Source organism: Helicobacter sp. 10-6591 (genome assembly GCF_003288805.1).
GTDB lineage: Bacteria > Campylobacterota > Campylobacteria > Campylobacterales > Helicobacteraceae > Helicobacter_F.
In genome coordinates this window covers 117,051-130,500 of record NZ_NHYK01000001.1, presented here as the reverse complement: position 1 = coordinate 130,500, position 13,450 = coordinate 117,051, and the positions used below count along the sequence as shown (strand labels likewise).

Here is a 13,450-nt window from a genome sequence, read left to right as displayed (position 1 = left end):
TTCAAAGCTCCCAGCAGGATTTTTGGCTGTAATCTTTGAGCTCTTTTATTCCATTATCCCCACATACACGACAACTTGGATTTTTACTGATTGTAATCTTACGAAAGTTCATGCTTGAAGCATCAAAACTTAGGATTTGATCATATAGCGGAGCACCAGTACCTATGATGATTTTTAATACTTCTGTGGCTTGGATACTTCCTAAGATTCCAGCTACAGAGCCTAGTACCCCAGCATTTGCACAGCTTGGGACAGAATCTGGTGGTGGAGGCTCATCAAACACACATGCATAGCAAGCGCTCATATGCGGGTTGATACTCATGCATTGCCCGCTAAAGCGCAAGATACCACCAAATACTAGAGGTTTATTAAAAAGCACACACGCATCATTTATAAGGAATTTCGTGCCAAAATTATCGCTTCCCTCACATACAAGGTCATAATTTTTGAGAATCTCAGTGATATTCTCTGCACAGATTCTCACATTGTAAGTATTGATACGCACTTCTGGATTGAGTGCATTGAGCTGCATCTTTGCACTTATGACCTTTTGCTTGCCTAAAGATTGTGTGGTATGGATAATCTGTCTTTGTAAGTTGCTCAAATCTACTACATCATCATCAACTATGCCTATCTCTCCAACTCCTGCTGCGGCCAAATAAAGTGCTACAGGTGATCCAAGCCCGCCAGCACCTATAATTAGCACCTTTGCCTCAGCTAGCTTTTTTTGCCCTGTAACACCCACACCTTGCAAAACCAAATGCCGTGAATAGCGCTTCATTTGGGAATCATTAAACTCTAGCATACAATTCTCCTGATACAAAATATAGGGATTTAGCATATTTATACACCATCATTTCTGTGATCTTACCTTTATCCATGATTCAGGAATGATATTATCACTCCCTTGTATGCTGTGTATCCAAGGGCTTGGGGCGATGATAAGTTTATGTGGATTAGAATTGAGATAAGCAGCCCACCAGCTATAAGTGCTGTTGGCGATTATAGCATTCTTACAATGCATCATAAGTATCATATCTTCATAATGCAAAGAATAATCGCTTTGCACAATCTTAACAGGATAGCCTATGTCAAAGCTTCGTGCAAAATCTTTATCCACACAAAATACAAAAATACTTGGATTTTCCACTCGTTTTAATAATTCTTTGAGTGCTCGCCTATAATAAGTTATCCCAAGTTCCCAATTACCTTCTAAATAATCACCCCTACGGATATGTAAAAAAGTGCTTTCTTTGGAATTTAGAATTTCTGCGAGTATAACTTTATTTATTTTACTGGTAATGGGGGGGGGGTAAATGCATTCTTAAGGGCTAAAGAGAGGTGGGAAAAATAGAGAGGATTCTGAAAACATCCCCTATAGTAAGAGTATGATCTTTGTAATAGAAGTTTTGGATTGTAGTCAAAAACGCAAAATGGCGATAAAGTCGGCAGACCACAAATTTTTAAGATTTTACGCACAAGCCGAGATTTCTTTGCCTTAGAGATTTGTTCTTGCGTAGCATAGGGTAGGGTAATGGGAAATACATCAAGGCTTAAGCGCTCATGTTCTTTATGCCCAGGTGCATCATAAAAAGTTTTGTCAAGTAATACGGGCATATTAAAATGGTATTTTAAGCTCAGAGCAAAAGCATACTGAAACATTTGATTGCCTAAGCCGGAGTTTAACTGGACAATTTTCATTATTTCTCCCTAAATTAAAAATTAGTCGATTTTTAACACCGCAAGGAACGCTTCTTGTGGTAATTCTACTTTGCCTATAGCTTTCATACGCTTTTTGCCCTCTTTTTGTTTTTCTAGTAATTTGCGTTTGCGCGTGATGTCTCCACCATAGCATTTTGCCGTTACATTTTTTCCCATAGATTTCACGGTTTCGCGCGCAATGACTTTATTCCCCACGCTTGCTTGAATCGCCACTTCAAAAAGCTGGCGCGGGATAAGCTCTTTCATAGCCTCGACAAGTGCGCGTCCTTTTTCATAGGCTTTGGAAGATTCTACTATCGTGGAGAGCGCATCGACTATCTCACCTGCTACGCGAATATCTAGTTTGATTAAGTCTCCCTCTCTGTATTCTATTGGCTCGTAATCAAAACTCGCATAACCTTTGGTGCAAGATTTTAGTTTGTCATAAAAATCCATAACAATCTCATTGCTAGGGATTGCGTATTGCAAGCTTACGCGCTGTGGATTAAGATATTCCATTTTTTCTTGCATACCTCGTTTGTTGTTTAAAAGCGTGATGATATTGCCTAAAAACTCGCTAGGTGTGATAATGCTGGCACGCACATAGGGTTCTTTGATTTTTTCTATTTTTTGCACTTCTGGGAGCTGGCTTGGGTTTTGTACAAGCTGTAAGCTACCATCTGTAGTATATACTTCATAAATGACCGTTGGGGCAGTGGCTATGAGATTTAGTCCAAACTCTCGCTCTAAGCGCTCTTTTACCACTTCCATATGTAAGAGTCCTAAAAATCCTACGCGAAACCCAAAGCCAAGTGCTACGGAAGTTTCAGGCTCAAAACTCAGTGCAGAATCATTTAATTTTAGCTTTTTTAGTGCTTCGCGGAGTTCTTCAAATTTATCTGTCTCAATCGGATAAAGCCCTGCAAAGACAAAAGGTTTAGCCGGTTTAAAACCCTCAATTGCTTCAAGTGTTGGATTCTCGGCATTTGTAAGCGTATCGCCTACAGCTAGTTCATCAAGGTTTTTTAGCCCAAGGCACACGATGCCTATTTCGCCACATTCGATACTTTTTGTAGGGATTTTCTGCACAGGGTGAGGATAGTAAAGCCCTAGTATCTCATATTTTTTACCACTACTCATAATAAGCGCGTTTTTTCCGACTTTTAACACACCATCCTTTAAACGCACAAGCGCTAGCGCACCTAGATAGTTATCAAACCACGAATCATAGATGAGTGCTTTTGCTGGCGCATTTGGATTGCCATTTGGTGCGGGGATTTTTTCCACGATAGATTCCAAAAGTGCGTTAATGCCAATCCCACTTTTTGCGCTTACCTCTAGCGCGTTTGAGCAATCAAGCCCGATGCTAGATTCTATCTCATTTTTGACGCGCTCACTCTCTGCGGCTGGCAAGTCGATTTTGTTTATCACAGGGAGAATCTCAAGATTATTTTCAAGTGCGATATATACATTTGCAATCGTCTGTGCTTCTACACCTTGTGAGGCATCCACGACAAGTAGCGCACCCTCACATGAGCTAAGAGAGCGCGAGACTTCGTAGCTAAAATCCACGTGTCCGGGTGTATCGATAAGATTAAGAATATAGGTTTTGCCCTCATATGAATATTCTAAGCGCACAGATTGGGCTTTTATGGTGATACCACGCTCTTTTTCTATATCCATGGTATCCATTATTTGACTTGTCATCTCGCGCTGACTGACTGCGCCACACTCTTGGATAAGTCTATCTGCAAGGGTGGATTTTCCGTGGTCGATATGTGCGATTATAGAGAAGTTTCTGATAAGCTCTTGCATGGCTTGCCTTGTGTGTTCTATCAGGGAGTTTGGTTTTGAGTGATTTTTTGTTTAAAGGGGAGCATTTTAGCAAAGCATTCATAAAAAGCAGGCTGGGTAATTTTTTGGCTTAAAGAGTTTTTATGCATTCACTGGTTATAATTCATGCAACCGACGAGCAAGACGTTGGTTTTAACCTAAAATTTGTAGGAGTGTATGGTATGCAAAAAGAAGAGAAGCAAAAAGCAGTAGAACAGTTTTTTGAATTTTGTAAAACAAATCAAGTGGAGTTTATCGACTTTCGCTTTACTGACATTAAGGGTGTATGGCATCACTTAGCATTTTCTGCAAGTTCGATTAATGAAAGCAGCTTTGATGGGATTCCTTTTGATGGTAGCTCTATCCCTGCGTGGCAGCCTGTGAATAAATCTGATATGGTGTTAATCCCTGACCCTGTGCGCTATTTTATCGATCCATTTACGGCAGATACTACGGCTGTGGTATTTTGTGATGTGTGGGATATTTATAAAAATGAGCCTTATGAGAAGTGCCCTCGAAGTATCATAAAAAGAGCGATGAAGTATTTGCAAGAGAGTGGCATTGGCGATGTCGCGTATTTCGGTCCGGAGAATGAATTTTTCGTATTTGATTCCATTAAAGTCAAGGATTCTGTAAATTGCCAATATTATGAGATTGATACTGAAGAAGGCGAGTGGAATCGCGATAGAGAATTTGAAGGTGTGAATATCGGGCATCGTCCCGGCACAAAAGGTGGTTATTTCCCTGTTCCACCGGTGGATTCTATGATGGATTTGCGTGCTGAAATGGTAAAGGTACTAAACCAAGTGGGGCTGGAAACCTTTGTCGTGCATCACGAGGTGGCACAAGGGCAGGGTGAGATTGGTGTGAAGTTTGGGGATATGTTAGAAGCTGCTGATAATGTCCAGAAGCTAAAGTATGTCGTCAAAATGGTAGCCCACCTCAATGGCAAGAGTGCGACATTTATGCCAAAGCCTCTATATAGTGATAATGGCAGTGGAATGCATGTGCATACAAGTATTTGGAAAGATGGCAAGAATCTGTTTGCTGGAGATGCGTATGAGGGGTTGAGCCAAATGGCGTTGCATTATCTTGGCGGAGTTTTAAAGCACGCAAGAGCTCTAGCAGCTTTTACAAATCCTAGTACAAATTCTTACAAGCGACTAATCCCGGGCTTCGAAGCGCCTAGCATTCTTACATATTCCGCGCAAAACCGCTCTGCTAGCATTAGGATTCCATACAATAGTGGAGAGAAAGCTAAGAGAATGGAATTTAGATTCCCAGATAGCTCAAGCAACCCTTACCTAGCTTTTGCTTCAATGCTTATGGCAGGACTTGATGGGATCCGCAATAAAATAGACCCGGGCAAGCCAATGGAAGTCAATCTTTTCGAGCTTACATTAGATGAAATCCGCGAAAAAGGTATCAAGCAGCTTCCACATACACTTCGCCACGCCGTGGAGGAAATGCTTGTGGATAAGGCGTATTTAAAAGAAGGCGGGGTATTTAGCGAGGAATTTATCCAAACCTATAAGCAATACAAGTTCGAAACTGAAATCTGGCCTTGGGAGGGCAGACCACATCCATTTGAATTTATCACAACTTATAGCTGCTAGGATTTACAAAGCAGCATTTGTATTTATTCGTAATAAAAAGAGGAGTATGTTTGAGATAGACTTTGATACAAGCAAAACCAATATGCGCAGATTGTCTTTACATCAATTTTTGAGAATCTTTGCTTTGAGCAAGTTGGCGCAAACACATCCAAGCAAACCTTACCGACCAAAAGACTAAAACCTAAAACGATTAGTATCAATATAAACTCCTCGCATAGGGCAATCGATGCAGGTTAGCATGCTTTAAATCAAAAAGCTTCAAAATGTGCTTTTGCTGCAAATCATCCAAGTACTTTGTTTGTTGTAATCAACAGAAATAGAACCTAAATTAGAGAAAGGAAATCCATGCAAACACACAACCACATACAAAATATAGAATCTAACCCACTAGATTCTCAGCATATTGGGCTCTATGAGAGTAGGTTTGAGCATGATGCTTGTGGGATTGGCGCAGTGGTAAATATCAAGGGCGAACGTTCTTATAAGGTGATTGCAGATGCGCTTAGTATACTTATGCAGCTTGAGCATAGAGGTGGTACGGGGGCAGAGGATAATACAGGCGATGGTGCGGGGATACTTATCCAGATACCTCATGAATTTTTTAAGACCCAAGATTTAGGCTTTGATATAGGCAATGAGGGTGATTATGCGATAGCGCAAGTGTTTCTCTCTCCTAATACTCAAGCAAAAAACCAAGGCAAAGCCATTATCTTAGAAGTGTTGCAAGAGCAGAATCTAGAGTTTTTAGGATTCCGTGCAGTGCCAATAAATCCTAGTGATATAGGATCTACCGCTCGTAATGCGATGCCTTATTTTCTGCAAGCTTTTGTCAAGCGGCCTGCAAATATAGAGCGTGGCATAGATTTTGAACGCAAGCTTTATCTTGCACGTAGGATTATGGAAAAGCGCGCAATTGATGTTCCGAAGTTTTATATCTGCTCATTTTCTTCGCGCACGATAGTCTATAAAGGCATGCTTCTCTCCACGCAGTTAAGCGACTTCTATTTAGACTTCAAAGATGTGAATCTCAAAAGTGCCATTGCATTAGTGCATTCTCGCTTTTCTACAAATACCTTTCCTTCTTGGGAGCGCGCCCATCCAAATCGCTATATGGTGCATAATGGTGAGATAAACACGATTAAGGGCAATGTAGATGGTATAACTGCGCGTGAGGGATTATGCGAGAGTGAGTATTTTGAGGACTTAAGTCAGGTGTTTCCTATCATCGCTAAGCCAAGTAGCGATTCTGCAATGTTTGATAATACATTGGAGTTTTTGAGTTTGAATGGTCGTAGCCTTGAAGAGGCCTTTATGATGATGATCCCAGAACCCTGGAGTAAAAATCACAATATGGATTCCAAAAAGCGTGCATTCTATGAATACCACTCTATGCTTATGGAGCCTTGGGATGGGCCAGCGTCGATTATCTTTACAGATGGCGTGATAATGGGTGCAAGCCTTGATAGGAATGGTTTTAGACCTAGTCGTTATTATCTGACAAAAGACAATTTTCTTATCCTTGCAAGCGAAACAGGCGCGCTTAAAATTGATGAGCATAACATTGTGGCCAAAAAGCGTCTAGAGCCAGGCAAAATCTTGCTTGTAGATACTGCGCGTGGGCGATTGGTAAGTGATAGCGAATTAAAAGAGCAGTATGCTAATGCGAAGCCTTATAAAAAATGGCTTGAAAGTCTTATTAAAATAGAAAAGCTTGATTCGCACGGCTTTCAAGAGAAATTTATGGAATCTAGCGAAGTGCTATTGCTACAAAAGGCTTTTGGCTGGAGCTATGATGAGCTACGAGGCAGTATCTTGCCAATGGCGCAAAATGGCAAGGAATCTTTAGCTGCTATGGGAATAGACACACCTTTAGCTGTGCTGGATAACTCGCCGCAAAATCTCTTCAGCTACTTCAAGCAGCTCTTTGCGCAAGTGACTAATCCTCCGCTTGATGCTATACGCGAAGAGATTGTAACGAGCCAAAGAATCTACTTAGGGCGCGAGGGCAATCTCCTTAAGCCAAGCGAGCAGAATGCAAGACGAATGAAGCTTGTTTCGCCAATCATTAGCAATGAGGATCTCTACAAGATAGAAAATCTCTCAAATCTTCAAGTAGCCCGTTTAAGTCTTACTTTTAAGCACGATAAGCAAGATTTAGAATCAGCCTTAGAATCGCTTTTCCACATTGCATTAGAATCAATACAAAAAGGCGCATCTATATTGATTCTCAGCGATAGGGGTGTGAATAAGCATACAAGTGCGATACCATCGCTCCTTGCCGTCTCTGGCTTGCATAATTTTCTTGTGCGTAAAAATCGCCGCACACACGCAAGCCTTGTTATAGAATCCGCAGAGCCACGTGAGATTCATCATTTAGCTTGCTTGCTAGGCTATGGTGCTACAGCGATAAATCCTTATCTTGTGTATGAAAGCTTGCAAGTGCTCATTAGCAAAAACAATCTCCAACTCCCTTATGAAAAAGCCGTGACAAACTATATCCATGCCGCTACAAGCGGGATAGTCAAAATTGCTTCAAAAATGGGAATCTCGACTATGCAAAGCTACAACGGCGCGCAGATTTTTGAATGTGTCGGTATAAAATCAAGTGTGATTGATAAATACTTCACTTCCACACCAAGTAAAATCGAGGGTATTGGGCTTGATGAAATAGCAAGTGATTATTTGTGTGTACATAAGAGTGCTTTTGAATCTAAAAGTAATGCGCTAGATTCTAAAGGTTTGCATGCTTGGCGCGCTGGAGGCGAGGAGCATTTGCTCGATCCTATGGTGATTTTTAAACTCCAAGAGTCTTGCAAGAGAGGAGATTATGGGCTTTTTAAAGAATATAGCGCATTGGTGGATTCTAAGCTTGTGAGTTTGCGCGATTGTCTGGAGTTTGACTTCAGCGAGGCTATTAGCATTGATGAAGTCGAGAGTGTAGAGAGCATTGTGCAACGTTTTAAGACAGGTGCTATGAGCTATGGATCAATCTCACAAGAGGCTCACGAATGCTTAGCTATAGCTATGAATAAACTCAAAGCAAAGAGCAATAGCGGTGAGGGTGGAGAAAATGCTGAGCGCTATAAGATTCTCCCAAATGGTGATAATAAATCAAGTGCTATCAAGCAAGTAGCAAGTGGGCGCTTTGGTGTAGATATAGAATATTTGGTGAATGCAAAAGAGATACAAATCAAAGTAGCACAAGGGGCAAAGCCCGGCGAAGGTGGACAACTACCGGGTTTTAAAGTCTATCCTTGGGTTGCTAAGGCTCGTCATTCTACTCCCGGAGTTACACTTATCTCGCCTCCACCCCACCATGATATCTATTCTATCGAGGACTTAGCACAGCTTATTTATGATCTCAAAAATGCAAATACAAACGCAAATATCTCTGTGAAGCTCGTAGCAGAATCAGGCATAGGAACTGTGGCAGCAGGTGTAGCAAAGGCTGGTGCAAATATTATCCTTGTCTCTGGATATGATGGTGGCACTGGAGCAAGCCCTCGCACTAGTATTGCAAATGCCGGTTTGCCCTGGGAATTGGGTCTAAGCGAAACCCACCAAACGCTTATCTTAAACAATTTACGCGATAGAGTGCGTCTAGAGACTGATGGCAAGCTTTTAAACGGGCGCGATTTGGCCGTGGCTACATTGTTGGGCGCTGAGGAGTTTGGATTTTCTACTGCTCCACTTATCGTGATAGGCTGCACAATGATGCGTGTATGCCATCTGAATACTTGCCCATTTGGAATAGCTACTCAAGACAGACAGCTACGTGAACGATTCAAAGGCAAACCAGAATATGTAATGAATTTCATGCGCTTTGTTGCACAAGAGTTGCGAGAATATATGGCAAAGCTAGGATTTCGAACCATCGACGAGATGGTAGGGCGTGTTGATAAGCTCAAAAAGAAAGTACTTAGTGGCAAGCCTGGAACAATCAATCTTGATAGAATGATAAAAGACTTAAGCACCTATAACAAAACAGCTGTGCATTTTCAAGGATTTAAAGACAATAAACTAGAAAAAACTATTGATTACAGAATCTTGCTTCCTCTTTGTCAAAATGCAATCAAAAAAGGTAGGAAAATCAAGCTATCTTTGGAAGTAAGCAATCTCTCGCGGACATTTGCTACGATACTCTCAAGCGAAATTACAAAGATACATGGCGCACAAGGTCTCAAAGAGGATGCTATAACCATCACTGCCATTGGTAATGCCGGCAATAGCTTTGGTGCATTCTTAAATCACGGAATCACCTTAGAAATCATAGGCGATAGTAATGACTATCTAGGTAAGGGCTTGAGTGGGGGCAAAATCATCGCTAGGATTTCAAAAGATTCTACTTTTAGCGCGGAGGAAAACATCATCGTTGGTAATGCCTGCTTGTATGGAGCAAGTGCCGGGGAAGTCTATCTTGATGGAATCGCGGGTGAGAGATTTTGCGTGAGAAATTCCGGTGTGAATGCAGTGGTATTAGGAGTAGGCGTGCATGGGTGCGAATATATGACAGGTGGGCGCGTGCTAGTACTTGGCGATGTGGGTGAGAACTTCGCTGCTGGTATGAGTGGAGGCTATGCATATGTTTTAGGCGCACATAATATCCCACGTGTCAATAAAGAGCTTGTGGATACACGAGAGATCACCAAAGATGATGAGCATGAAATAAAGCAATGGCTACAAACTCACATAGCCTATACAGATTCTCAAAAGGGCAAGGAAGTGTTAGAGCGCTTCAATAAAAACGACTTTTTCAAGGTCATGCCACGCGACTATGAACGCGCTCTCAAAGCGCTGGAATCTTGTAAAAATGAATCTGATCCAGAACTCGCGGCATTTGAGGTGATAACAAAGGGGAGTAAGTAGAATCCAAGATCCTATGAAAAATAGGCAATTAAAATTTTATAGTATAGGGAGTCTAAAGTATGGAAGCAAGAGAAAATGGATTTAAGTTTGTTAGAGATGAAAAAAGACTCACTATCCCCTTTTTTCAAAGAGCATATGTTTGGAAAAAGGAACATTGGGAGCAGTTTTTCAATGATTTGAAAGAGAGTTTTGAAAGCAAAAAAGAGCATTTTTTAGGTTCTGTTATTATCAAGCGCCAGCAAGGGCAGGATAATTTTTCTATGGTGATAGATGGACAGCAGAGATTGACAACCTTTTCTATTTTAATAAAAGTTTTATACAATAGTCTAGAGCCAAGTAACCAAAACTATTTTAAAGATTATCTATTTGAGACATACACAGACAATGAACCAAAAATTTACCACTCTAAATTTGATAGAGAAAAATACATAAAAATCCTTCAAGATTCATCTGCTATTGATCCTAAAGAAGATGAAGGCATTTTTGGCTGCTTTAATTATTTTAAATCACGAGTTGAATCGTTTGACAATAATAAAACATTCAGTTTTATGCAATATATAATAGATAGTAAACTTTGGGTAGTAGTGTGCCTAAACGCCAATGAGGACGAACAAAAGATTTTCGATTCTATAAATTCTACTGGTGAAAAGCTAACTGCGACAGACATCATAAAAAATGCCTTGTTTGATAAGGCGATAAAAGAAACTGACCAAGAGCAAGCAACCAATTGGTATGAAAAGTATTGGGAATCTACTTTTGAAAGCAAAGAAAATCGAGAGTTTTGGAACGCAGAAATACCTACTGGCAGAATAAAACGCGTAAGAAGTGAAATATTTCTACATGCTTTTGCAATCATAAAAGGACTATTTGATCCAGACAAACATTCATTGGAAAAATTGAGTTCATTATATAAAGATTATATAAGAACAATAGACAAAAAAGAAACAAAAAAAGAATTAGAAAATTTACTATCATGTATTCAAAAATTAGCAAATATATATTTTAACTTTCCAAAAATAGACAAAGATACAATGTTTATATTTGACGAATACGAAAAAAGATTTTTTCATATTGTTGATACTTTCGAGATACATAGTGTTTTACCGCTCGTGATTTATTTAAAGGATACATTGCAAAAAGATGAGCAGACCTATAGGCAATGCTTATATATGCTTGAAATTTTGATTTTATGTAATTCTCACAAGAAAAACTACAATAAATTTTTTGCAAGAATAATTAAAGAATCTCAAAAAGAAAATGGTGGTTTGCAAGAATTCTTAAAAAATGAAATTAAAAAAAGCAAAGCATATTTATCTTGTTTGCAAATCGATTATGTAAAAGAATGGTTATACGATATAAACAATCACTCTGCAAGACTTATATTGTTTTGGATAGAGCTTTATAGACGGCACAAAGAGAAAGAGTATAAAGACATAATAGAACTTCAATATGTCTATACGCTAGAGCATCTCATGCCATCGGATTGGGACGAACATTGGAAAAATATAGGAGTAGATGATGAAAAAGCAGAAGGGTTAATTTATCAAATTGGCAATATGACTTTAGTAAAAGGCCAGCTTAATTCCGCTTTGCAGAATCTTGATTGGCAAAGCAAGCTCAATGGAATTAGCAAAAATGCTGATTTGCTAATCACAAAGGAATTATTGAATAAAAAAGAATGGGATGAAAATAAGATCAAAAAGCGAACAAAACAATTTATAAAAGATTTTATAGAAATATGGGATATAACTATTTTTAACCAACAACACTAAAGGAGGCAAGAATGGGTAACCCGCGAGGATTTTTAGACTATGAGAGAAAAGAAGGAAATGCGCTAGCACCAAAAGAAAGACTCAAGCACTATAAGGAGTTTTATTTTCTGCCAAGTAAACAAGAGCAAGAGATTCAAGGTGGGCGGTGTATGGATTGTGGTGTGGCATTTTGTCATACCGGCATTATCGCTAAAGCACAGCAGAGTATGGATTCTATGGATATGGGTGTGATAGCTTGTGCAGAGGATAATGCAAAGCCTATAAGTGGTGGAGATGTGGGCTGCCCTCTGCGTAATCTTATCCCAGAGTGGAATGACCTTATCTATCACGGGTTATGGAGTGAGGCCTATGATAGGTTAAGTCTTACAAATCCTTTTCCAGACTTTACAGGTAAGGTCTGTCCAGCACCATGCGAGGATTCTTGTGTCTGTGCTATCAATGGAGAATCTGTAACGATAAAAAACAACGAGCTTGCAATCATCGAAAATGCCTTCTCTGCTGGACTTGTGAAGCCATATATCCCCAAAAAGCGCAGTGGTAAAAAGGTAGCAATCATCGGTAGCGGACCTGCAGGGCTTGCGTGTGCGTGGGAACTTAATGCTAAGGGGCATAGTGTCATAGTGTATGAGCGAAGCGACAGAGCAGGTGGGCTATTAATGTATGGAATCCCAGATATGAAGCTTGATAAAAGCTTTGTCACTCGCCGCCTTGAGATTATGCGCCAAAGTGGGATTGAGTTCAAAACAAACCACAACATAAATTCCCAAAAAATCGCAAAAGATATTCTCAAAGAATTTGACGCAGTAGTATTGGCAACAGGCGCAAGTAAGCCTATCGACTTGTGTATTGAGGGTAGAGAGAGCAAGGGCGTCATGTTTGCTATGGATTTTCTTACGCTTAATACCAAGAGCTTGCTGGATTCCCAAAAAGGTGGAGATCTTGCAAAAAATAGAGATGTACTGATCATCGGGAGTGGGGATACAAGTGTGGATTGTGTCGCTGTGGCTTTAAGGCAAGGAGCCAAATCAATCACACGTTTTGAAAGAAGTCCTAAAAAGGCAGAAACCCGCTTAGATTCTAATCCTTGGCCTTTGAAAAAGGATACATTCAGCACAGACTATGGTCTCAAAGAAGCCATAGAGCATTTTGGCAAAGATATAAGAGAGTACCAGACGCTTACTAAGAGATTTGTTGCTAAAAATGGCCAAGTATGCGGAGTAGAAGCGGTACAACTAGAATGGAGCTTAGAAGACAAGAGAGTAAGCAGAGAAAAACCGGATTCTTTAAAGCATTATAAGGCTGACTTGGTTTTATTGGCTATGGGGTTTAGTGGGGCAGAGGATGGTTTGAGTAAAACCTTTGGGGTAGAACTGGATTCCAAAACCAATATAAAAACAAACAATTATCTCACAAGCCATAAAAAGATCTATGCGTGTGGTGATGCGAAAATGGGACAAAGCCTTGTAGTATGGGCGATAAAAGATGGCTGTGAATGTGCAAAAATTGTGGATAAGAACTTAACTGAGAAATTGTCATGTTGTGTCAAATAGTGGTAAGAAGCACGCAATACGCTAATGGCATTTAATGCGCAGGATACGCTCAAATGGAGTTTTTGTGGTCTTTTGGCTCTATCCTGAGATGTGATTTTTTGGTGAATCAGAA

At 40.1% G+C, this 13,450-nt stretch carries 9 protein-coding genes; 5 read left to right on the top strand and 4 right to left on the bottom strand.

Annotation, left to right across the window (positions count from 1 at the left end):
* Nucleotide 1 precedes the first annotated feature (1 nt).
* From CCY97_RS00625 to lepA, 4 genes are read right to left on the bottom strand one after another with little or no spacing between them, the layout of a single operon-like run.
* Nucleotides 2-805 (bottom strand): HesA/MoeB/ThiF family protein, encoded by an 804-nt coding sequence (locus tag CCY97_RS00625; RefSeq protein WP_112063557.1) that lies wholly within the window; start codon nucleotides 803-805, stop codon nucleotides 2-4.
* Between the two features lie 48 nt (nucleotides 806-853).
* Nucleotides 854-1,234: an alpha-1,2-fucosyltransferase gene (locus tag CCY97_RS00620; protein ID WP_258456774.1), complete on the bottom strand. Its 381-nt coding sequence runs from the start codon at nucleotides 1,232-1,234 to the stop codon at nucleotides 854-856.
* A gap of 53 nt (nucleotides 1,235-1,287) precedes the next feature.
* Nucleotides 1,288-1,701 (bottom strand): alpha-1,2-fucosyltransferase, encoded by a 414-nt coding sequence (locus CCY97_RS00615; protein WP_112063555.1) that lies wholly within the window; start codon nucleotides 1,699-1,701, stop codon nucleotides 1,288-1,290.
* A gap of 21 nt (nucleotides 1,702-1,722) precedes the next feature.
* Nucleotides 1,723-3,516 carry a translation elongation factor 4 gene (gene lepA / locus CCY97_RS00610; RefSeq protein WP_112063554.1) on the bottom strand — a complete coding sequence of 598 codons (1,794 nt, stop codon included), beginning with the start codon at nucleotides 3,514-3,516 and terminating at the stop codon, nucleotides 1,723-1,725.
* Nucleotides 3,517-3,716: 200 nt separating this feature from the next.
* On the opposite strand from lepA, the gene glnA reads away from it, so the two are divergent.
* The 5 genes from glnA to CCY97_RS00590 all read left to right on the top strand — a co-directional run bounded on the left by glnA (nucleotide 3,717) and on the right by CCY97_RS00590 (nucleotide 13,338).
* Nucleotides 3,717-5,150 carry a type I glutamate--ammonia ligase gene (gene glnA / locus CCY97_RS00605; protein WP_112063553.1) on the top strand — a complete coding sequence of 478 codons (1,434 nt, stop codon included), beginning with the start codon at nucleotides 3,717-3,719 and terminating at the stop codon, nucleotides 5,148-5,150.
* A 46-nt stretch (nucleotides 5,151-5,196) separates the two neighbouring features.
* Entirely contained in the window at nucleotides 5,197-5,328 is a 132-nt protein-coding gene (locus tag CCY97_RS08420; protein WP_258456766.1) for a hypothetical protein, read from the top strand.
* A 167-nt stretch (nucleotides 5,329-5,495) separates the two neighbouring features.
* A complete protein-coding gene (gene gltB / locus CCY97_RS00600; protein ID WP_112063552.1) occupies nucleotides 5,496-10,016 on the top strand; it encodes a glutamate synthase large subunit in 4,521 nt (1,506 codons plus the stop codon).
* A 59-nt stretch (nucleotides 10,017-10,075) separates the two neighbouring features.
* Nucleotides 10,076-11,788, top strand: a complete 1,713-nt coding sequence (locus CCY97_RS00595) for a DUF262 domain-containing protein (RefSeq protein ID WP_112063551.1) — start codon at nucleotides 10,076-10,078, stop codon at nucleotides 11,786-11,788.
* 11 nt (nucleotides 11,789-11,799) lie between these two features.
* A complete protein-coding gene (locus CCY97_RS00590) occupies nucleotides 11,800-13,338 on the top strand; it encodes a glutamate synthase subunit beta (RefSeq protein WP_112063550.1) in 1,539 nt (512 codons plus the stop codon).
* Nucleotides 13,339-13,450: the final 112 nt, after the last annotated feature.

Coding starts and splice junctions, on each gene's coding strand:
- glnA (WP_112063553.1), top strand. CDS start 3,717: ATGCAAAAAGAAGAGAAGCAAAAAGCAGTAGAACAGTTTTTTGAATTT.
- gltB (WP_112063552.1), top strand. CDS start 5,496: ATGCAAACACACAACCACATACAAAATATAGAATCTAACCCACTAGAT.
- lepA (WP_112063554.1), bottom strand. CDS start 3,516: ATGCAAGAGCTTATCAGAAACTTCTCTATAATCGCACATATCGACCAC.
- CCY97_RS00615 (WP_112063555.1), bottom strand. CDS start 1,701: ATGAAAATTGTCCAGTTAAACTCCGGCTTAGGCAATCAAATGTTTCAG.
- CCY97_RS00590 (WP_112063550.1), top strand. CDS start 11,800: ATGGGTAACCCGCGAGGATTTTTAGACTATGAGAGAAAAGAAGGAAAT.
- CCY97_RS08420 (WP_258456766.1), top strand. CDS start 5,197: ATGTTTGAGATAGACTTTGATACAAGCAAAACCAATATGCGCAGATTG.
- CCY97_RS00595 (WP_112063551.1), top strand. CDS start 10,076: ATGGAAGCAAGAGAAAATGGATTTAAGTTTGTTAGAGATGAAAAAAGA.
- CCY97_RS00625 (WP_112063557.1), bottom strand. CDS start 805: ATGCTAGAGTTTAATGATTCCCAAATGAAGCGCTATTCACGGCATTTG.